This window comes from Aminobacter sp. 01T433 (genome assembly GCF_056398585.1).
The window spans coordinates 17490-38182 of sequence record NZ_JBFTPR010000028.1; the positions used below are offsets into that span (position 1 = coordinate 17490).

The 20693-nt window shown below is 60.9% G+C and carries 20 protein-coding genes and 1 pseudogene; 1 reads left to right on the forward strand and 20 read right to left on the reverse strand.

What is annotated here, in order from left to right; all coding sequences use genetic code 11:
• Positions 1-11 precede the first annotated feature (11 nt).
• The 18 genes from AC1DLV_RS28175 to AC1DLV_RS28260 form a co-directional block, all read right to left on the reverse strand.
• Complete coding sequence (locus AC1DLV_RS28175; RefSeq protein WP_476803333.1) at positions 12-689, reverse strand: urease accessory protein UreF; 678 nt, start codon at positions 687-689, stop codon at positions 12-14.
• 2 nt (positions 690-691) lie between these two features.
• Entirely contained in the window at positions 692-1144 is a 453-nt protein-coding gene (ureE, locus tag AC1DLV_RS28180) for an urease accessory protein UreE (protein WP_476803334.1), read from the reverse strand.
• A 51-nt stretch (positions 1145-1195) separates the two neighbouring features.
• Positions 1196-1891, reverse strand: a complete 696-nt coding sequence (urtE, locus tag AC1DLV_RS28185) for an urea ABC transporter ATP-binding subunit UrtE (protein WP_476803335.1) — start codon at positions 1889-1891, stop codon at positions 1196-1198.
• Complete coding sequence (gene urtD, locus AC1DLV_RS28190) at positions 1884-2678, reverse strand: urea ABC transporter ATP-binding protein UrtD (protein ID WP_476803336.1); 795 nt, start codon at positions 2676-2678, stop codon at positions 1884-1886. The genes urtE and urtD overlap by 8 nt, the downstream gene beginning before the upstream one ends.
• Positions 2679-2681: 3 nt before the next feature.
• Positions 2682-3797, reverse strand: coding sequence for an urea ABC transporter permease subunit UrtC (gene urtC / locus AC1DLV_RS28195; protein WP_476803337.1), 1116 nt, complete (start codon positions 3795-3797; stop codon positions 2682-2684).
• Between the two features lie 25 nt (positions 3798-3822).
• Positions 3823-4713 (reverse strand): urea ABC transporter permease subunit UrtB, encoded by an 891-nt coding sequence (gene urtB / locus AC1DLV_RS28200; RefSeq protein WP_476803338.1) that lies wholly within the window; start codon positions 4711-4713, stop codon positions 3823-3825.
• Positions 4714-4784: 71 nt separating this feature from the next.
• Positions 4785-6032, reverse strand: a complete 1248-nt coding sequence (locus tag AC1DLV_RS28205) for a transporter substrate-binding domain-containing protein (protein ID WP_476803339.1) — start codon at positions 6030-6032, stop codon at positions 4785-4787.
• Positions 6033-6539: 507 nt separating this feature from the next.
• Complete coding sequence (locus AC1DLV_RS28210) at positions 6540-7148, reverse strand: ANTAR domain-containing response regulator (protein ID WP_476803340.1); 609 nt, start codon at positions 7146-7148, stop codon at positions 6540-6542.
• Positions 7149-7161: 13 nt separating this feature from the next.
• Positions 7162-8316: a transporter substrate-binding domain-containing protein gene (locus tag AC1DLV_RS28215; protein WP_476803353.1), complete on the reverse strand. Its 1155-nt coding sequence runs from the start codon at positions 8314-8316 to the stop codon at positions 7162-7164.
• Positions 8317-8577: 261 nt separating this feature from the next.
• Positions 8578-9840 (reverse strand): ArgE/DapE family deacylase, encoded by a 1263-nt coding sequence (locus tag AC1DLV_RS28220; RefSeq protein WP_476803341.1) that lies wholly within the window; start codon positions 9838-9840, stop codon positions 8578-8580.
• Positions 9840-11087, reverse strand: a complete 1248-nt coding sequence (locus AC1DLV_RS28225; protein WP_476803342.1) for an allantoate amidohydrolase — start codon at positions 11085-11087, stop codon at positions 9840-9842. Before AC1DLV_RS28225 ends, AC1DLV_RS28220 begins: the two co-directional genes overlap by 1 nt.
• A gap of 25 nt (positions 11088-11112) precedes the next feature.
• Complete coding sequence (gene puuE / locus AC1DLV_RS28230) at positions 11113-12021, reverse strand: allantoinase PuuE (protein WP_476803343.1); 909 nt, start codon at positions 12019-12021, stop codon at positions 11113-11115.
• Between the two features lie 38 nt (positions 12022-12059).
• The gene (locus tag AC1DLV_RS28235; RefSeq protein ID WP_476803344.1) at positions 12060-12803 is read right to left on the reverse strand and encodes an aspartate/glutamate racemase family protein; all 744 of its coding nucleotides are present in this window, start codon (positions 12801-12803) and stop codon (positions 12060-12062) included.
• A 9-nt stretch (positions 12804-12812) separates the two neighbouring features.
• On the reverse strand, positions 12813-13529 hold the full coding sequence (locus tag AC1DLV_RS28240; protein ID WP_476803345.1) for an ABC transporter ATP-binding protein: 717 nt from the start codon (positions 13527-13529) through the stop codon (positions 12813-12815).
• Positions 13526-14296 carry an ABC transporter ATP-binding protein gene (locus AC1DLV_RS28245; protein WP_476803346.1) on the reverse strand — a complete coding sequence of 257 codons (771 nt, stop codon included), beginning with the start codon at positions 14294-14296 and terminating at the stop codon, positions 13526-13528. The genes AC1DLV_RS28240 and AC1DLV_RS28245 overlap by 4 nt, the downstream gene beginning before the upstream one ends.
• Positions 14289-15326, reverse strand: coding sequence for a branched-chain amino acid ABC transporter permease (locus AC1DLV_RS28250; protein WP_476803347.1), 1038 nt, complete (start codon positions 15324-15326; stop codon positions 14289-14291). The genes AC1DLV_RS28245 and AC1DLV_RS28250 overlap by 8 nt, the downstream gene beginning before the upstream one ends.
• Before the next feature lie 7 nt (positions 15327-15333).
• Positions 15334-16194, reverse strand: a complete 861-nt coding sequence (locus AC1DLV_RS28255) for a branched-chain amino acid ABC transporter permease (protein ID WP_067967374.1) — start codon at positions 16192-16194, stop codon at positions 15334-15336.
• Positions 16195-16310: 116 nt separating this feature from the next.
• Positions 16311-17531, reverse strand: a complete 1221-nt coding sequence (locus AC1DLV_RS28260; RefSeq protein ID WP_476803348.1) for an ABC transporter substrate-binding protein — start codon at positions 17529-17531, stop codon at positions 16311-16313.
• A gap of 163 nt (positions 17532-17694) precedes the next feature.
• Here AC1DLV_RS28260 and ehuR point away from each other — a divergent pair, with 163 nt between their 5' ends.
• Positions 17695-19104, forward strand: coding sequence for a MocR-like ectoine utilization transcription factor EhuR (gene ehuR, locus AC1DLV_RS28265; RefSeq protein WP_476803349.1), 1410 nt, complete (start codon positions 17695-17697; stop codon positions 19102-19104).
• A 513-nt stretch (positions 19105-19617) separates the two neighbouring features.
• On the opposite strand, the gene AC1DLV_RS28270 is transcribed toward ehuR, so the two are convergent.
• Together AC1DLV_RS28270 and AC1DLV_RS28275 are read right to left on the reverse strand one after the other, a co-directional pair.
• Positions 19618-20496, reverse strand: a complete 879-nt coding sequence (locus AC1DLV_RS28270) for a DMT family transporter (RefSeq protein WP_476803350.1) — start codon at positions 20494-20496, stop codon at positions 19618-19620.
• A 23-nt stretch (positions 20497-20519) separates the two neighbouring features.
• A pseudogene (locus AC1DLV_RS28275) lies at positions 20520-20693 on the reverse strand (dihydrolipoyl dehydrogenase); the annotation flags it as partial.

Below are 20693 nucleotides of genomic sequence, written 5' to 3' on the forward strand. Positions count from 1 at the left end.
TGCGCTCCTCATCAATTCGAAAACAGGCGCTGGCCGGAAGCGCCATGCAGAGCCACCGCGATCTCGCAAAGCGGCGTGAAGGAACGCAGCGGCTCATCTTCGGCGATCGTCTCGAGTGCGGCGCTTTCGATCCCAGGCAGCGCCCGGGCGATCACAGCCTGCGCGTCGATGGCTCCGACGACGCCGAGCCGCACAGCAGCCGTCGCCAGAGAGGCGACCATCTGGTAGCCGCCGATTGCAACTGCCGTCGCCTCGTCGATGCCGAGCGCCTGCCACAAAAGTCCCTGCACGACAGCGAGATGGCCGCAGGCGCTGCCATTGCGGACGATTGAGCGATAGGCCGTCGCCCCTTTGGTTCCCAAGCGCCCATGCGTGGTCAAAAGGGCTGCACCATTTCGCCGCGAGCCAGACCGCAGCCCTTCCACGAAGGTAGAGGCCTCGACCTCGCGGTCGAGTTCGGCAAGCGCGTCGAGATCGCCGGCAAGCCTGTATGCCCGCACCAGCGCGACACGGTCAGCACTTGCCCACCGATGGCGGATCTGGGTATCGACAAAGCTGGCGAAGTCGAATGCGCCCAAGCGTTCGGCCAGCGACGACGACGCCTCGAGCCCTTGCGAAAAGGCAAAGCCGCCCGAGGGAAACTGGCCATCGGCATGCTGCAGGGCAACGAGCAGATTTGTCGCCGACATGGTCATTCGGCCTCCTCGGTCATCTCGACCCGACCGCCCGACAGCAGAGGCGCGATGCGCGCGGCATAAACCGAAGCAGGTCCATCCTGGGCGACCAGTAGATCGTCGCCATCGAAGCGCACCCGCCAATGAAGATTGCCGGCGTGGTAGCCGAGTTCCAGCGCATCGTTGGCCGAACGCGGCGAAAACCTTAGCCAGCGTTGCTCGCCGGCGCGTACGATGACCGCGCGATGATCGTCGAGAACAAGCACGGCACCGTCGTGCAGTTTCTGCTCGCGCGGCAAGGTGATCGCCACCTCCTCGCCCTTGTCGGTCCGCGCCATCAGCCGCCGCCGGTCGAGATCGCTAACCGCAACGGTGACAAACTCGACCGCATGGTGATGCTCGAGATGGTGGATCGCCTCGTGCAAACCCGGATCGCTTCGGCTCCCCAGTACGCGCTCAACTCGAAGCATCTCGACATTCCTTTCTGCGCTTGACGTTCGGGCCTTTGGCCGCTCGCGCGGTTACAGGCCCATATGCTTGTGGATCAGATCATTGCTGAGTTCGGTGGTGTCGCCAGCCGCCGCGATCTGTCCCTTCTCGAGAATGGCAAATCGATGCGCAGCGGTGCGCGCAAAGCGTATTTTCTGCTCGACGACAATGATGGTCAAACCATAGTCCTGATTGAGCGACACGATCGCTTGTTCGATGTGCTCGACGATGTTGGGCTGGATGCCCTCGGTCGGCTCATCGAGAACGAGGACGCTCGGGTCGGTGGCGAGCGCACGGGCAATCGCCAATTGCTGCTGCTGGCCGCCCGAAAGATTGGTTCCGCGCCGATTGAGATGGTCCTTCAGGAAAGGAAACAGCGTCCAGACCAATGGCGGCACCGAGGTCTGTCCATCCGCCCGGGCGTTGCAGCCCAGCAAGATATTGTCGAGCACGCTGAGCCCGGGCACGATCTCGCGGCCCTGCGGGACGTAGCCGATGCCGCGCCGCGCTCTCTGATAGGTGAGATCGCGGGTGATATCGGTCCCCTCAAACTCGATAGCTCCCTTGGTCTGCACGTCGATGCCGAGCAAACTGCGCAACAGCGTCGTCTTGCCCACGCCGTTGCGCCCCATGATGCAGAAGACCTCGCCCTTGCGAATTTCAAGGTTGAGATCGTGGATGATGTGGCTGGTTCCGTAGAACACATTGAGGTCTTTGAACTTAAGCATGGCTGAGCGTCGCCGATCCAAGATAGGCCTCGATCACTGCGGGATTGCGTTCGATTTCCTCGGCAGTTCCTTCCGCAAGCACTGCCCCCTGGTGCATCACCGTGATTGTCCGGCAGATGCGGCGGACGAACGCCATATCGTGTTCGATCACCAGCACCGTATGCCCGCCGGCGAGATCGAGCAGCAGCTCGGCCGTCTTGTCGGTCTCGGCCGCCGTCATGCCAGCGGCGGGCTCGTCAAGCAGGATGATCTTGGGGTCCTGGCTCAGCACCATCGCCAGTTCAAGCCATTGCAGTTGACCATGCGACAATTCAGCTGCCTTGCGCTTTAGCGAGCCCAGCAGACCGGTTCGCTCTGCAACGGCAATCTCCTTGTCGTTCGGCCCTGATTTTACCCGCTCGAACAGGTTCTGGAAGACACGGACCCGGCGATTACTCGCCACCTGCAGGTTTTCCAGCACTGTCATGTCCTTGAACACTGTCGGCGTCTGGAATTTGCGTCCGACGCCACTGCGGGCGATCGCAGCCTCACCGATGCCGGTGATGTTGCGGTCGTGCAGCCAAATCTCACCCTCAGACGGCAAGATCTTGCCACACAATAGATCCAGCAAGGTCGACTTGCCGGCACCATTGGCGCCGATGATTACTCTGAGCTCGCCGTCGGCGATCGACAGGTCGACGTCGCGCACGGCGGGAAACTCGTCGAAACGGACAGTCAGGTTCTGTGTCCGCAGGATGGGAGCGGTCGACACAGTCGCTGCTTGCGATGGCCTATGGACGGCATTCATCGATCACGCCTCCCTTGTGGACAGTTCGGACTTGCCGAAGCGCTCGGCTTGGTCGGCATTGCCGGAGCGTTCGATGAAGGCCTTGAATATCCCCGCGATTCCGTTCGGCATAAACAGCACGACAAAGACGAACAGCAGCCCGAGGATAATCGGCCACACCGGTTGGAAGGTCGCGCTTTCGCTGGCGAGCGATCCGACGAAATTAACGATCAAAGCGCCGATGCAGGCCCCGAGCAGGGATGCACGGCCGCCGGTCGCGGCCCAGATCACCATCGAGATGCTGAGCGATGTCGCCATCAGCGACGGCGTTGCGAACTCGGAGGTGAGCGTGAACAGCATCCCGGCCAAGCCGGCGACGCCGGCCGAGACGCAGAATATGAAGAGCTTGTAGTTCTCGACGTCGTAGCCGAGGTAGCGGGCGCGCGCCTCGTCTTCGCGAATTGCCTTAAGCACCTGGCCAATGCGTCCGGCCAGCATGTAGCGGGCGAGCAGGATCACCGCGATCAGCGTAAACGCCACGGCATAGTAGGCGCTCGGCCCATAGGGGTCGAACTCGAAACCGCCGATGTCCAGCAATGCAAGGTCGGCCAGGCCGTTGAAGCCGCCGGTCAGCGGCTGGTTGTTGATGATGAGCAATTGCCCGATCAGAGCGAAGGCCAGCGTGATGATGCTGACATAGACACCTGTCGTGCGTCGCTTAAACATGACGTAGCCGATGGCCGCGGCCAGGATGCAAGGCACTACGATCCCCGCGATCATGCCGACCGCAACCGATCGGAACGGGATCCACAGGAACGAGCCGGTCGTGACGCAACACAGGTCGCGAACCGCATTGGGCTCCATGTTGAGCAGCATGAGCTGGGGCACCGGATTGTTTTCCGGCACGGCGAGGGTTAGCGACATCGCCAGCATGTACGAACCCATGCCGAAGAACAGGCCCTGGCCAAGGCTCAGTATGCCGGCATAGCCCCACGACATGCTGATGCCGATCGCGCAGATCGAATAGACCAGATAGATCGCGACGCGGTTGGTCCAGAAGCTGTTCAGCACCAGCGGGAGCGCCAGCACAACGGCGAAGAAAACGATGTAGGCGATGATGGAAGCGGTGCGGTATGTCATGCGCTCGTCCATGTTGCAGCCAAGCTCAGCGGCTCTTGGTGACGAAGAGGCCCTGAGGCTTGAAGAGGAGAATGAAGATCACGACGGCAAACAGGACCGTTCGTCCGTAGACGTCGTTTGCCCAGGTTGCGACGAAGCTCTGCACCTCGCCGAGAATGCCTGCCGATGCGAAGGTGCCGAGCAGATGGCCGACACCGCCGGCAACAACAACGAGGAAGGCGTCGACTACATAGGGCGTGCCCATGTCGGGCGACACGGTCTTGAACCCCGACACCAGAACGCCGGCAATGCCGGCAAGGCCCGAACCATAGGCGAAGGCCAGCATGTTAACTCGCTTGTCGTTGATACCGCAGGCAGCGGCTGTGTTCCGGGCGACCGAAACAGCACGCAATTGGCTACCGAAACGCGTCCTGTACATCACCAGCCAGGTGATGGCGCCCAGTGCCAGTGCAGCGACGAATACAAAGGCCCGATACACCGGGATGTTGGCGCCGAAGAGCTGAAAGGCCTGCTGCAATTCAGCGGGGACTGGGACGTTCTGCAGATCCGAACCAAGCCCGTCGATCTCGACACCGAACAGCCCGAGCCCGAAGTGAATCCGGATCAACTGCTGCAGGATAAGCGCGATGCCCCACGTCGCCAGCAAGGTGTCGAGCAGCCGGCCGTAAAGCCTTCGCACAACGGTACGCTCGATGATCAATCCGAATGTCGCCGTCACCAGGAACGCCAGTGGCAGGCAGAGATAGATGTTGAAGCCGAGATGCTTGGTTGCCAGCACTGTAGTGTAGGCGCCGATCATCACCATCTCGCCATGGGCGAGATTGATGACGTTCATGGTGCCATAGATGATCGCCAAGCCGAGGGCGACCATGAACAATATCGATGCAATGCTCAGGCCAATGACAAAAGTTTCCATGCCGCTTCCATCCGCGTTGGTCGGGGGCGTGCCGGCGCGGATTCTGCGCCGGCACAGCTGGCAGTTCTGGACTAGAGCGTTGCCCCGCTTGTCGTGCAGACCCGCTTCTCGGCCGTCTCGCCGACGCTGGAATAAGGCAGCGGCACCAGCGGTTCGGCGTACTGGTCGACGATTTCGAGAAGGCCGTCCGCGCGGGTCTTGCCGATACGCGGCGTCAGGTAGCTGTGCAGATTGTCGGGGTCGATGGTGACCTTGCCTTGGGGTGCGTCGAAAGACAGCCCGCCGGCACTTGCCACGATCGCATCAGGCGCCAGGTCGCCCGCCTTTTCCGCGGCCATCGCCCACATATTGACACCGATATAGACCGCCTCCATCGCGGCGTGGGTCACGGCATCGGCGCCGGCATAAGCCTTGAAAGCTTCGACGAACACCTTGTTCTGGGGCGTGTCGACAGTCTGGAAATAGGGCAGCGAAACATAGCTTCCGAGGGCGTATTCCGGGCCCATCGCCTTGATCTCGACCTCCGTCGTCGTCGAGGCGCATAGCGGCAGCTTATCGAAGTCGTAGCCCTGGTTGCGCAGCTCCCGATAGAAGGCGACGATCGAGTCGCCCACCACGTTGGAGAAAATCACATCGGCGCCACTCGAGCCGATCTTGGAGACCATCGATGCCCACTCGGTGTGACCGAGCGGCAGATACTCGTCGCCAACCACCTGCATGCCGATCTTTTCGCAGATCGTCTTCGATGTCTTGGCCATTCCGCGCGGGAACGCATAGTCGGAGCCGACGATGAACACCTTGTTCTTACCCAGGCTCTTCTGCAGCCAAGGAAGCGAGTTTTCCAGCTGCTGATTGGGCACCGCCGAGCCGGCATAGAGCACGTTCTTGGAGCACTCCTCGCCTTCATACCACGTCGGCCAGACGAGCAGGCCCTTGCGCCGTTCGACGACCGGCAGCACCGCCTTGCGGCTGGCGGTGGTATAACAGCCGAAGATCACCGGAACCTGGTCCTCGATCGTGAGCTTGCGAGCCTTTTCGCTGTAGATGCGCGGCTCGGACGCCGGATCTTCGATGATCGCGCGCAGCTTGCGGCCAAGGACACCGCCCTTGGCGTTGATTTCGTCAATTGCCATCTGGGCGCACTGGTTCATCGATTTCTCGACGATCGCTGTGGTCCCGGTGAGCGAATACATGATGCCGACGGGAATCTCGTCAGCTGCCCAGGCCTTGTCGCCGAGACGCAGGATTGCAGGTGCGGCCAGTCCGACGGCCGCGAGGCCTGACGCCTTCAGGAACGTACGCCTATCATGGTTCTTCATTGGTCCTCCTGTTCGCATCGTTGTGCGTTTGATTTTTTGTGAAGCCGCCCCATTCGCGACCAACTACAGGCTGTATTAGAAAAATATAATAATCAACAGTTTTCTAAATATTTCTTCTCTACAACTAACAAGACTTCAAATATATTTCTTCGCCATAACAGACGAAAATCAATAACTACGATTCACTATTTTTATAATATATTCATTTGTTCTTCTACAATCGTAAGGACCTCCAGGCAGGAAGTGGCAGACCCGACCGAAACGAGGTGAGCCGCCGCCGAGCAAAGGCGATGCCGCGCACGCGTTCGCATGCGCTGACCAACGAGCGTCAAGAAGTGCTGCAGAGATCGAACCAACGGCTGCCAACGGCCTTGTCGGAAGCCGAAAAACAAAAAAGCCCGCCAACTCCGACAAGGAGCTTGCGGGCTACATAGCCACTCGGCGCGGACCACATTGTCTCACACCGCATCGACGCCAAGCTTCACCCGGCGTCAATTATTTTTCATACTAGTCACGTATATCCTTGAACGTCAAGAGCTCATGCGCGTTGATTATCGCGCTCGCCAGATCGTCCATCGGAACGCGTTTCGCCATCGCTTGCCGGCGAATGTTCTCATACGCATCCTGCTCGCTAAGCCCTTGCGTTTCCATCAGAATATTCTTAGCGCGCAGGATGCGGTTGTTGCCGGCCAGCTTCCGCTCCAGCTTGCGGATACGCTTGCTGGCATTCTGCCGCTCGAGCCAGAGCGCGCGCGCGATGGTCAGATTGGTCAGCAGGCCAAACGGGCGGATCGGCCGCTCGATAACCGCAAGCGCCCCGCATTCCAGCACCACCTGCAGTGTGCTTGGATCCTCATAGGTCACCACCGCCACCAGGGCCGGATCCGACGGCTCAACCGGCCGGAACAGGCTCAGGATCTTGTCGCGGTTCTCCTGCTCGATTGAAACGAGCACCACCACCGCAGATGGGCTTATCGCATCGGGCAAAGGCCAGGTCGTCTCGCAGCTGCAGCCAATGCGCCTGAGATGCTCAACCAGAGCCAGCCCCGCCTGATCTGGGGGATGGATGACTTGGACGCGCAAGCCCTTCAAATCCTGGAGTATCTTGGTTGGCACCGAAAACGACCCGCTATGCCTTGCGTTTCAGCTGGTGGGGCTTGCTCATCCAATCATCGAATGACGCCGTGACAAAGTAGGGATCCGGCCTGATCCTCGTCTCGGACTGCCAGATGATGTCAAACTTGCCCTCCGCGTTGACACGGCCAATACGTGACCACAGTTCGGTGTGGTGGTTGTCGGGGTCAATGCGTATCCGCCCTTGCGGCGCGTCGAACTCCAGCCCCGCGAGATGCTTGGCCAGCGCTTCCGGCTCGTCCGTGCCGGCCAGTTCCAGGGCTTTGGCGTAGAGGTGGACCTGAAAATAGGCAGCCTCGGCACCCGCCGTTACAGGCGCATCGTCGCCAAACCGTTGCTTGTAGGCCGAAACGAACCGCTGCGCCTGAGGCGTGTCGAGCGTTTCGAAGAACGACGCGGAAGTCAGGTGTCCCGCAGCGATTGCCGGTGCCATCTCAGCGACTTCCGCTTCTGTGGTCGTCAGGCTGGCAATCGGCATCGTTTTTACGTCGAAGCCCGCTTCCTTGTAGGCTTCGTAGAGCATGACTGCACCTGTGCCGACAACAGTCGAGACCACGATGTCGGGTTTCAGCTTGGCGATCTGCTTGATGACACGGTTGAAATCCTTACGCACCGCTTCGACCGGCACATAGATCTCGTCGAGAATGGTCCCCTTGGCCCTGGTCACCAGATCCATGACGACGCGGTTGTATTCGTAGGGGAACACGTAGTTCGAGCCGACCAGCAGGAAACGTGTGCCATAGTTCTCGATCAAATAGCGCGCGAGCTGGACCGCATTCTGGTTCGACGACGAACCCGTATAGAAGCAACGCGTTGAATACTCGAAGCCCTCGTAGAAGGTCGGGTAAAACAGCATGCCGCGATAGGCTTCGATTTCCGGCAGGACGGCTTTTCGGGCGGACGACATATAGCATCCAAAAATGATCTTGATCCCGTCCTCGGCGAGGAGGCGAACGGCAAGTTCCTGGTACTTCTTGGCCGAACATTCCGGATCATAAAAAACAGGCTTGATCAGTCGCCCCAGAACACCGCCGGCGGCGTTTATCTCTTCGGTTGCCAGGCGTGTCGCGTTCGATTCAGCCATCTCGGCCGCAGCGGTCACTCCGCTGCTGGAAAAAAGCACGCCAATCCGCCAGTCACCATTCGCCATGCTATCTACGCCACCTATTGAGCAGGTCGAGACAAAATACCCCGGTCGTCGGCGCGAGCCGGACAGAGTCTGCTTTGGGAGATTTGGGAAACGCCACTGTTTCCAGTCCCATAGAGATATCCTGACAGCTCGGGAAAGGCAACGCAGCTCTGCAGTCCAGCCACGCAAGCGAGAAGTGCCAGCGTTCCGTGCCATATCCGGCAGGAAAGGCAGCCGATGGACCGCCTCTCCATCTTGCTCGAACGCCTGCTCCACAAACGGTCAGGCGTTGCCGGTGAGCATGTCGTAAAGAGCCAGCGTCACGACATTGGTCGCCAGCACGAGGTCGTCGATCTTGAGTTTCTCGTCGGCACGGTGCGCATTGGCCTCAAGCATCGTTCGCGGGCCTGCACCGTACAGCACCGTCGGAATGCTGGCGTTGCTGTAGTGCCGCGCGTCGGTGTAGAGCGGCACCCCATGCGTCGGGATGGCCTCGCCGGCGAGTTCCGAGGCATGCCTCTGCAAGGCACCAGCCAGACGTTCCTGCCCGTCCAGCGGCTTCAGCGGATTGGCCAGCATCAGTTGCCGGACATGGCACTCGACACCTGGCATCTCGCGCGCGGTCGCCTCGATAAAGGCGATCAGGTCGCGTGCCACCTCCGGGCCGTTCTCCTCCGGGATCATCCGGCGGTCGACACGCATCACGATCTTGTCGGGGACGACATTGGTGTTGATGCCACCCGAGATCAACCCGACGACCAGCGACGGCGTTGTGATGCCTTCGACCGACGAGCGCTGCTCCGAAAAGCCCGAACGCAGTGAATAGAGCCGGCTCAGGATGTGGGTTGCGGCCTCCAGCGCGTCGACGCCCGTTTCGGGCCGCGCAGCGTGGGCGGACTTACCACGAACGTCGATGTCGAGATGCAGGCAGCCATTGTGGGCGGTGACGACTCCATAGGACAGGCCGGCGCAAATCGCGTAGTCCGGCTTGGTCAGCCCCTGCTGTAGCAGGTAGAGCGGGCCGATGTCGCCGCCGACCTCTTCGTCGTAGGTCAGGTGGATCTCGATCGTACCCGACAGCTTCTCGCCCAGCGTGCGCAGCGCCAACAGCGCATAGGCATAGGTGACGAAGTCGGACTTCGAGGTTGCCACACCCCGACCGTACATCCAGCCGTCCTTGATCTCGGCGCCGTAGGGATCGACAGTCCAGCCCTCGCCAGGTGCCACCACGTCCCCATGCGCATTGAGCGCGATTGTCGGGCCTGGGCCGAATTTGTGCCGGACAATCAGGTTGGTTGCGCTGATCATGCCGACGCTCGCGACTAGCGAGTCGGGCACCTTGTGTCGCTCGACCGTGAACCCAAGACCTTCATACAACTGGGCAGCGCGATCGGCATGCGCCGCGCAGTCTCCGGGCGGGTTGTCGGACGGCACCTTGACCAGTTCCGCTAGCATGCGCACCTGGTCGTCGCGATGCGCGCGGATGTAATCCAGCAGACGCTCTGAACTGATGCCGGGGTCTTTTGTGGTGAGGTTCGGTTCCATTAGGATCTTCCCGGAAAATTCTCGATGAAATGCAGGAGCACGGCCGCTCCCGTTGCAACGTCTGCCGCCGTGACCGACTCCTCCGGCGAATGGCTGATGCCGTCCTTGCAGCGGACGAAGATCATGCCGATGCCGGTAATCGTGCTCATCGCCATGCCGTCATGGCCAGCACCACTGGGCAGGCGCAGGGGCCGCACCCCTGCAGCTTCGACAGCAGCTTCGATGCGGTCTACGAAATCGGGTGCGCAGGGGCAGGACTTGAGATCGAGAATCTTGTCGATGTCGATCTCCACCCCGCGCCGCGCCGCGATGGCCCGGGCAGCGACATCAAGCTCCTCGAAGGCGGCGTGGCGGATGCTATCGACCTGCGAACGCAAATCGACAGTCAGCGAGACCTCGCCCGCAATGACGTTAATCAATCCTGGCTCCGCCTTGATGAAGCCGACGGTACCGACCGTGTCGGGATGGGCAGAGGCGATGCGCTCGATGGAAAGCGCTATTTCGCTCGCCGCCAGAAGCGGATCCTTGCGCATGCCCATCGGCACCGTGCCGGCATGGTTGGCCGCACCCTTGAGCTTCAAGACGGCTCGCGTCTGGCCGCTGATCGCTGTCACCACGCCGACCGATAAACCCTCGGCCTGGAGCACGGGCCCCTGCTCGATATGCAGCTCGACATAGCCGATCATGTCGGCCGGCCGATGGGCTGCCCTGGCGACGGCCCCGGGGTTGAGACCGAACTCGATCATGGCCTCGCGAACGCTGATGCCTTGCGCATCCCTTGCATTGAAGAGGTCGTCACCGAACTGCCCGGTAATGGCACGGCTTCCGGCGAGCGTCGTCCTGAACCGTGTGCCCTCCTCGTCGGCGAAGGCAACGACCTCGACGCCGAACGGCAGACGGCGGCCGCGGCCATGAAGCACTGCGACGCAGTCGAGCGAGGTCAGCACGCCGAGCGGGCCGTCATAGCGGCCGGCATGGACGACGCTGTCCATATGCGAGCCTGTGACGAGGTACGGGCCGTCGCCGCTGTCGGAATGGTAGCGGCCGACAACGTTACCGGCCTCGTCGATGCGTGCTTCCATGCCGGCATCGCGCATCCATCCGCGAATGGTTTCGGCGGCCGTGCTGTGTTGCGGCGACAGATAGAGCCGGGTCACGCCAACACCCGGCTGGCTGATGCAGCCAAGTTCGTCGCAGCGCTGCATGATGCGCTGTCCGGCGTCGGTTTCGCTGAGATAAGTCGACATGATGTCTCCCCGACCCCCTGCGCTGCTACAGCCGCTCAGGTGCATGATACTTGTGCCAGTGGCGGGCGATTTCATCGCGCCGGCAGATCCAGACGCCTTCGTGCTTCTGCACGTAGTCGAGGAAGCGTAGGAACGCCGCCCAGCGCCCGGGACGACCTACGATGCGCAGGTGGAGCCCGGTGGACATCATCCGCGGGGTCCTGTCGCTCTCGCGGTAGAGCACGTCGAACGTGTCCTTGAGATAGGTGAAATACTGGTCGCCGGAGTTGAATCCGGCTGCCGCAACGAAACGCATGTCGTTGGCTTCGAGCGTGTAGGGAATACGCAGGTGCTGTTTGCCGTTGACGTTCTCCCAATATGGCAGGTCATCGGCATAAGTGTCGGAATCGTAAAGGAAGCCGCCCTCCTCGACTACCAGCTTGAGCGTGTTGGGGCTGCAGCGTCCGGTGTACCAACCGACCGGCCGTTCGCCGGTCACACGCGTAATGGTATCGATGGCAAGCTTCATCTGGGCGCGCTCGGTGTCCTCACCCATCCACTGGTGGTCGATCCACTTCCAGCCATGGCTCGCGATCTCGTGACCGAGGGAATGCATTATCTTACCCGCCTCGGGGTAGTGCTGCAGTGCCAGACCATTTGCCAGCACGGTGGTGCTGATGCCGCGCTGCTTGAACTCATCGAAGACCCGCCAGAAGGCGACACGCGTGCCGTACTCGTAGAGCGATTCCATGTTCATGTTGCGCACGCCGAAAAGCTGCGGCGCGCCGATGATGTCGGAGATGAAGTTCTCCGAATGGGCATCGCCGTGCAGGACGCAGTTCTCGGAACCCTCCTCGAAGGCGACGATGAACTGCAGCGCGAGCTTGGCGCCGTTGGGCCAGTTGGCCATCGGCGGCCTGTTGCCGTAGCCGACCATATCGCGGGGGTATGACATTGTTCGATCCTTTCTGCCTGTTCCGGACGAACGCCGGCCTAGTCGCGCGGTGCGATTTCAAGATGCTTGACCGATCCGCTCAGCCGCTTGGGCAGCGGATAGGCGAGGTCACCGAATTTGCTGGTGCCGAGCCTCAGGGCGACGATGCCCTCGACCAGTTTGGTTGCGGCGGTGACGCCTTCGATGACGGGAACGCCTATCTGCTCCTGGATATGCGTGGCCAGGTCGGCCATTCCGGCGCAGCCGAGAACGATGGCGCCGATGTCGTCTTCGGCGACAGCGCGGCGGCACTCCTCGACGATGTCGCGGCAGGCCGCCATGCCTGCCTCCTCGAGCTCGAGAACCTCGAGCCCGCAAGCCCGAACCTTGCGGCACTGATGTTCGAAGCCGTGGACCTGCAGCAGATGCTCGCAGATGATCTTGGTGCGGGCGAGCGTGGTGACCACCGAAAAGCGGGTCGCCACGATGCTGGCGACGTGGAAGGCTGCCTCGGCGATACCGATTACAGGTCCCCGCGCTAGCTCGCGGGCGGCGAGATAACCAGGATCGCCAAAGCAGGCGATGACATAGCCGTCGACGCCGGCGCCCTCGCCCTCGCGAATCCGTTCGAGGATGCCAATTATGCTCAGCGCCTCATCATAGTGGCTTTCGATCGACGGCGGGCCGCTCTCGACCGACACTGACAGAATCTCGGTGCCCGGCGCGGCCACGCCTTGCGCAGCTGCCAGGTTCTTCCTGGCGAAAGCCGCAGTGGTCGTCGGATTGATGATCTCGATCTTCATGGTCTGTCCCTAACCGCCGAGATAGGCGCGGCGAACATCATCATTTTCGGCCAACTCGTGCGACGGTCCCGACAAGGCGATCCTGCCTGTCTCGAGTACGTAGGAGTGGCTGGAGAGCTTGAGCGCCATGCGCGAGTTTTGCTCCACCAGAATGACGCTGACGCCGTTGTCGCGATTGATGCTGGTTATGAAGCGGGCGATCTCGCGAACAATGATCGGCGCGATGCCGAGCGACGGTTCGTCGAGCAGCAGCAGCCGCGGCTTGGACATCAACGCGCGGCCGATCGCCACCATCTGCTGTTCACCGCCGGACAGGCTGCCGGCCTGCTGGCCGATGCGCTCGCGCAGGCGGGGGAACCGCGTCAGGATGCCCTCGAGATCGGAGGCGACACCGGCGCTGTCCTTACGGCGGTAGGCGCCCATCAAAAGGTTGTCGCGCACGCTCATGAACGGGAAGATGCGCCGCCCTTCCGGCACCATCGCCACGCCACGCGCCACGATCTGGTCGGGTCCCTTGCCGTCGATGCGCTCGCCGTCGAACCAGATCTCGCCGCTCTCGGGTGCGGTCAGGCCCGTGATGGCGCGAAGGATGGAGGACTTGCCGGCGCCGTTGGCGCCGATGAGGGAAATGATCTGCCCCTCGCCCGCGGTCAGCGACACACCTTTCACGGCGCGAACCCTGCCATAGGAAACGGCGAGATCCCGGATCGAGAATTGCGCGCTCATAGGCCGATCTCCGTGTCTTCCGCGCCGAGATAGGCTTCGATGACCTTCTCGTTCTGCTGGATCTCCGTCGGCGTTCCCTCGGCGATCTTGCTGCCGAAACTGACAACCACGATGCGCTCGCTGACCGACATCACGGCGGTCATGTCGTGCTCGACCAGGATGGGCGTGACGCCCTCGTCGCGGATCTTGCGGATCAGCTCGACGCCGCGCTTGGTCTCGTCCGAGTTCAGCCCCGCAAAGGGCTCGTCGAGCAGGATCAGCTTCGGCCTGGCCGCCAGCGCCACCGCGATGCCGAGATTGCGCAGCATGCCATGCGGCAAGGCAGCGGACACCGTATTGGCAAGGGCTGTCATGCCGAGCAGGTCAAGCACGTGATCGGCATAGTCGCCGGCCTCTCGCTCGTCCTTCCTGGCGCGCGGCGACCGGAAGATCATGCCGGCCAGCGAGGCCTTGCAGTCCTTGTGGTAGCCGAGCAGTACCGTCTCGCGCACCGTCATGTCCTGGAAGCTGGTGTTTTCCTGGAACGTCCTGACGATGCCCTGTCGTGCCACCGCATGTGGCCCGATGCCGGTAATGTCCTTGCCGTTGTAGCGGACGGTGCCACTCGTTGGGCTGAGGAAGGAGGCGATCAGCTTGAAGCAGGTGCTCTTGCCGGCGCCGTTGGGGCCAATGATGGAAAGGATCTCCCCGGTATCAAGCGTGAAGTTCAGGTCCTTCACTGCGGTCAAACCGCCGAATATCTTGGTCAGTCCGCGAACTTCAAGCATTGGATGACTCCACAGACTTGCCGGAGCGCCGCTTGATGACACTCAGGATTCCGTTCGGCATGAGCAGGATGCAAAGGATCATCAGGCCGGAGAAGATGACCGTCTGATAGCGCTGGAACTCGTGCAGGAGTTCGAAACTGCTCATCATGACGACGGCGCCGACCAGTGGGCCAACGACGAATTCCAAGCCGCCGACGAAGCAGTAGACCATGAAGTAGACGCTATCGAGCACCTGGAAGGTGGTGGGATAGACGTTCTGCTGCAGCGTGGCGAAGAAGGCACCGCCGACACCGGCATAAAAGCAGCTCACCATGAAGGCGACGACACGATACTTGGCAACGTTGATCCCCAGGCTGGAGGCAAGATCCTCGTTCTGCCTGAGAGAGCGGAACACGGCGCCGACGCGGCTGGTGTCGAGCAGCCACATGAACCACAAACCGAGAAGCATGAGTGTGCCGGCGAGGTAGAAGAACGGCAGCCGCGCGCCCTTTTCGAAGGCGGGAATGATCGTCATGCCGAACAATGACAGTTCGCTGGGAAGTGGAAGATCGACGATGCCCTGGGCGCCATTGGTCAGTGCCGGGAAACTCAAAGCCGTCAGGCGGCAGGCCTCGGTGATGCAGAGCGTGATCATGGCGAAGTAGACGCCCTTGAGGCGCAGGACCGGCCAGCCGATCAGGCCGCCGAGCAAGGCCGCGACGGCGCCCGACAGCGGCAGGCAGATCCAGAACGAGACGCCGAGACGCGATACCAGGATGGCGGTGACATAGGCGCCGACCAGGGCAAATCCCGCTTGGGCGAGATTGATGCGGCCGATGGCGAAGGTCAGCCAGACACCAAAGCTGATGAAGCTCACGGCGGCCATCGTGGTGAACACGTTCAGAAGGTAGCCGTTCGAGCCAAAGGCAAGCGGGACACCGATGAAATAGGCCGCGGCGATCAGCAACCCCAGCCCGATGGGCTTCAGCGAGGCGCTTCGCTGCTCGCTTCGAGGCAGGTTCACATTTGGCATGGAGATGGTCTTTTGCATGGTCGTCTCAGCCCCAAGGCTTACCCATGATCCCGTTCGGCCTCACGATCAGGAAGCAGATCACGATCAGGAAGATGATGAGAAAGGTCAGCGAACCCGGCAAAAGCGCGTAGCCGACGGATTCGAGGAACCCCAGGACGAAACCGCCGAGGATGGCGCCGGAGAGCACGCCCGCGCCGCCGATCATGATCATCAGGAAAGCCTTGATCGAGATGGCCGTGCCGGCGCCGGTGTGGACGGCGAAGATCGCCACGAGCAGCCCTCCGGACAGGCCGGCAAGGCCGGTACCGAGGCCGAAGCCCATGGCCGAGAGCCATTTGAGATTGACGCCCTGAAGCGCCGTTGCCTCGCGGTCCTGCGCCATCGCCCTGAGCGCCCGGCCGGTCTTGGTGTAGCCGATGAAGGCCATCAAGGCGGCGATCAGCATCGCTGCGACGACGATGACGACGATGCGTCCGGTGGGCAGCCTGGCGTCGAAGACTTCGATGACACCGGTTGCGATTGGGGGAACGCCACGCTGCTTTTCGCCGAAGACGATCAGCGCCAGGCTTTCGAGGAACACCGCCGTGCCCATGGCCAGCAGCATCGTCACCTCCTCGCGTTTGACGCGCAGCATCACCGGTCGGAACAGGAACAGCTCCATGGCCACGCCGAGCAGTCCGACGATCAGGAAGGACATGACGAGGCCGAACCAGAACGGCAGCCCGAACACGACATTGAAGTAGTAAACGACGAACCCGCCGATCATGTAGAGCTGACCATGAGCGAAATTCACCACCTTCATGATGCTGAAGATGATGGTGATGCCGAGCGCGATCAGCGCGTAGGTCGTTCCGACGACAAGTGCATTGAGCATAACCTGCGTCATGCGAAGTCTCCTGTGCGACGACGGGCAGTTCCGCCCATCCGTGGCCCGCGGCATGCGGACCTCATGCGAGGGAATTCGGGCGGCGGTCATGGGGCGGACCGCCGCCCGGGGGTTCGTCAGTCAGGGAGTTTTCCGACGAACAGCGGCTTGTATTCGCCGTTTTCGACCTGCTGCACGACGATCGGCACAGACACCTGGCGCGGCTGGCCATAGTCGGTGCGGCCAACATATTTCAGCTCGCCGCCTTCCTTGAGGAACGGGTTCTTACCGACGAAACCGTCCAGGGCGGCCTTGAAGGCCTCGGTGTCATCAAGGGCCTTCGGCCCGACGCTCTGAAGCGTCTGGATCATGATCTCGGGGCCGTAGACATAGAGGCCGGCGACATCGTTCCACTCGCCCCAGTCCTTGGTGTAGCGGTCTATGAACTTGACCATGAAGTCGCTGCGGATCGCTTCGGTGCTGGCGCCGCCAGCGGCGATGAAGCCGTTTGCAGCATCACCCGCCACCTCATAGATCGCCTTCGGGTCTTGCCCGGTCTCGGTGCTCATGGTTCCGTTGAAGCCCAGTTCGCGCGCCGCCTTGATCAGCGGGCCGACATCTGATGGCGAAACGCCGGACAGGACGATATGATCCGGTGAGGTGCCGATCACCTTGGTCAGGATCGGAAAGAAATCGGTAGTGCCGGACTCGTAGGTCTCCTGATCGGAAACGACTTCCAGGCCGAGCGCCTTGGCACCTGCGGAGCCTTCGTCTCGCTGCTTGATCGGATCGGCATTGTTTTCGGAAACAAAGGCGATCTTCTTCACGCCCTTGTTGTCCATCAGCCATTTGTAGATGACCGGGCCGACCTGGTAGGACGCCACCATGCCGAGGATCGACTGCGACGCTGGCGCCTTGTAGAGCGACTTGGAGAAGGCGTAGGGCATATTGACCGTGCCGTTTGCTTCCATCACCGTCTTGGCGCTTTCAGCCGTGGAGTCCGTGTTCGGCCCCTGGATATACTTGACGCCTTCCGACACCAGTTTTTCGGCGCCGGTCTGGGCGCCCTTGGGATCGCCCTTGTCGTCGACGCAGACGACCTCGATCTTGTAGGACTTGTCGCCAATCGCCACGCCACCGTCGTCATTCCACATGCCGGCCCGGGACTTGAACGTCTGGCACATGACGCCACCCCAGCCGGCAAACGGCCCGCTCATCACACCCAGCGCGCCTATCTTTAGAGTTTCCTCGGCATACGCCGAAGTTCCAAAGGCCAAAGCTCCGGTTGCTGTTCCTAATATAAGCACCCTGCGTAGGGCACTTTGTCTCTGCTGACGCAAGATCATCTTGTCCTCCATTGTGAAACTCGGCCTTCATCTGCAATTGAACCCATGTCAATTGGTTCAATGTGCTCAGATTACGCAGTTACGTTCCCTTGTTTTTGTTGTTATTTGAGCGTATGTCTGGCACTTGAAGGTGTCAATTATTTCATTGACACGGTGTCAAAGTAGCGAGAGCCGCATGAACTGGAAGCCGGAGATCAGAAAGGGCGCCGGGCCGATCTACGTGGCGATATGTGATGCGCTGGAACGCGGAATAGCCGAGGGTCAGCTGTTGCCTGGCGAGAAGCTGCCACCACATCGCGATCTCGCCTATCGGCTGGGTGTGACGGTCGGAACGATTGCGAGAGCCTACACGGAGGCTGCAGTGCGAGGTCTCGTCGTCGGAGAGGTTGGTCGTGGCACCTTCATCAACGATTTCGACAACCATCGTGACGACATCACCCGACTGGTGGTGCCGGAGAAGCCTCAGCCGGAGGTAATCGACCTCGGGCTGAACCTTTCCGCCATTGGCGAAGCCGACGAGATCCTCAGGTCGACCCTGAAGGACCTCTCGCGGTCAGGGTCGCTTGACGCGCTTCTCACTTATCAACCCAGCGCGGGCATGATCTCGCACCGGGCGGTTGCATCGCAATGGCTGGAAGGCATCGGCATAAAGGCGCATCCGGACAATGTGATCATCTGCAATGGCGGTCAGCACGGCCTGCTGATCAGCATGATGGCGCTGGCTGGCCATGGCGAGTCCATTGCCACGGAACAGCTCACCTATCCGGGTGCGAGGGCCATCGCCCATCAACTCGGCATCAATCTCGCCGCAGTTCAAATGGACAAGCAAGGCCTGGACCCTGCGGCCCTTCGCGAACTATGCGAGACCAAGAGGCCAAAGGCCCTATATTGCATGCCCGTCCTCCAGAACCCGACAACGATCACCATGTCGGAACAGCGGATGCGGGAGATTGGAGCGATCGCCGAGGAATATGGCCTCTGGATCATCGAAGACGACGTGTACGGCTTTCTGGCCGAGAAAAGGCCGCGGCCCTTCGCGTCTCTTATTCCAGAGCGAACCATCTATCTCACCAGCGCCTCCAAAAGCATGGCTCCTGGACTGCGGATCGGCTTTCTGGTGGTACCGGCCAAGCTGAGCCGCGCCGTTCAAGAAATCGTCACCATGAGCAACTGGATGTCGCCACCTTTCATGGCGGCGATCGTGACCAACTGGATGGCAAACGGCTATGCGGACAAGCTGATCGCCTGGCACCGCAATCAGGCGCATGAACGCCAGGAAGTGGCCCACCGAATCCTTGGCCCCCATGCGGAGCACGCATCCACGTCTTGCTATCATCTCTGGCTCCAGCTTCCGGAACCCTGGCGAATGGATTCGTTCTCCGCGACAGCCTTGCGTGAGGGCGTCAGGGTGATCACCGCCGACGCGTTCGCAGTGAAACGTGATCATGCGCCGCACGCCGTTAGGCTCTGCCTGGGAGCAGCACACTCCCTGCCACAGATCGCGCTCGGCCTGAACCGTTTGATGGGTCTCCTTAACTCGCAGCCCAAGCCGCATATGGACCTGCAGTCGATTGGCTATGTGTAGCTGGGAAGTCGACCTAATAGGTAGGATTCAATCGGTCGAGGCTGACCTATCTGCGACGCCTCACGCGCCGAAGCAGGATTTTGAGAAAGACCAGAATGAAGTTTTGACTAGCATTATCGATATGCCGTCTCGATGGAGGTGCGGCCTTTCATGTGCCGTTGGCCATGATGCCATTCGCGTGACTCAGGTCCCGATCGAATGCTCGCACTCGAAGTGCACGGCCCCAGTAGATTCTCCTGATACGGCGGTCTCAACCGGCTTGGTGCATTAGCTCCTATACGGCCCTTTCCAACCCCGTCGGTGATCGCTCGCCCTGTCTCGTTCCATGCGATGACCGGTTCCCTGCAGCGCTCGCCGTTGTTGCACTCCGAAGCTTTCACGCAGTTTTGCGGGCACAAGGCTCCACTGAATATGCGGCCGGCACCCACCGGGTGATTAGGTAGATGCGCGCGTCGATGCACTGCGCATCGATGGCAGGCACCGCAAATCTGGGTACGGAACCCGGCTTGGTATTCAGGCTTTTCGGCTACCAACCATGTTGAAGGTAGCAAACAGGCAGGCAGCGATGATCAACGTTGCTCCCGCCAGCGTCCACGCTGAAGGGGTCTCGCCAAATAGGTAATAGCCAAGAACCACAGCCCAGACGAAAGCTGCATATTCCATCACGCCAAGCTGTGCAGCCTGCCCGCGCGCATACGCCCATGCCAGGCAGAAGTGTCCACACGTGCCTACCAGCCCGACGATTACGGCCAGGAACCAATGCGTCGCGGCAACAGGCTGCCAGATCCAGATCCCGGTTGGCGCGACAACCAAGAATGCGATGCAATTTGAAAGAAAGACGATCGTAAAGATCGAGTCGTGAGCGCTCTGCCGCCGCATCAATATCATTGAGAACGCATAAAGAATGGCGTTGCCCAAGGCTGCGGCGAGCCCGATCAAATCCAACCCACCGGCATCACCGCGTCGCTGGCCGAGGGCGATGATGACAACGCCGCAGAACCCGACAATAGCGGCGCACAAGACGAGCCTGGAAGTCGTTTCCCTTAAGATCAGACGTCCGAGCAGCGACATGAAAAGCGGAGAAAGAAAGGTTAGAGCCACCGCCTCCGCCAGGGGCAGTCGCCTTATGGCCACGAAAAAACACAGTGCCGTTCCAATGACGAGCAAGGCCCTGACAGCATTTCGCCGCAGGGCAGCGAGACTGGGCACCCGAGCCCAGTAGACAAGATAGACTATGGTGGCGAACACCGCGCCGGTGCCATACCGCATGGTGGTGGCTTGCATCAGGGGGTAACTTTGCAGGATTACCTTCATCGCCGCATCAAGTAGGGCGAAGAACGTCACGCCCAGTCCGGCCACCAATGGCGGCCCGAGCGACACTTCAGTTCTCATAAACTGGAAACTCCTGAATTCGATTACACATTGAGCGCACGCCCATAGGCGTCGAGCACGCTTTCCTTCATCGTCTCCGAAATCGTCGGATGCGGGAAGATGGTGTGCATCAGCTCTTCTTCGGTGGTTTCAAGGTTCATTGCGACGACAAAGCCCTGGATCAGCTCGGTCACCTCAGCGCCAATCAGATGCGCGCC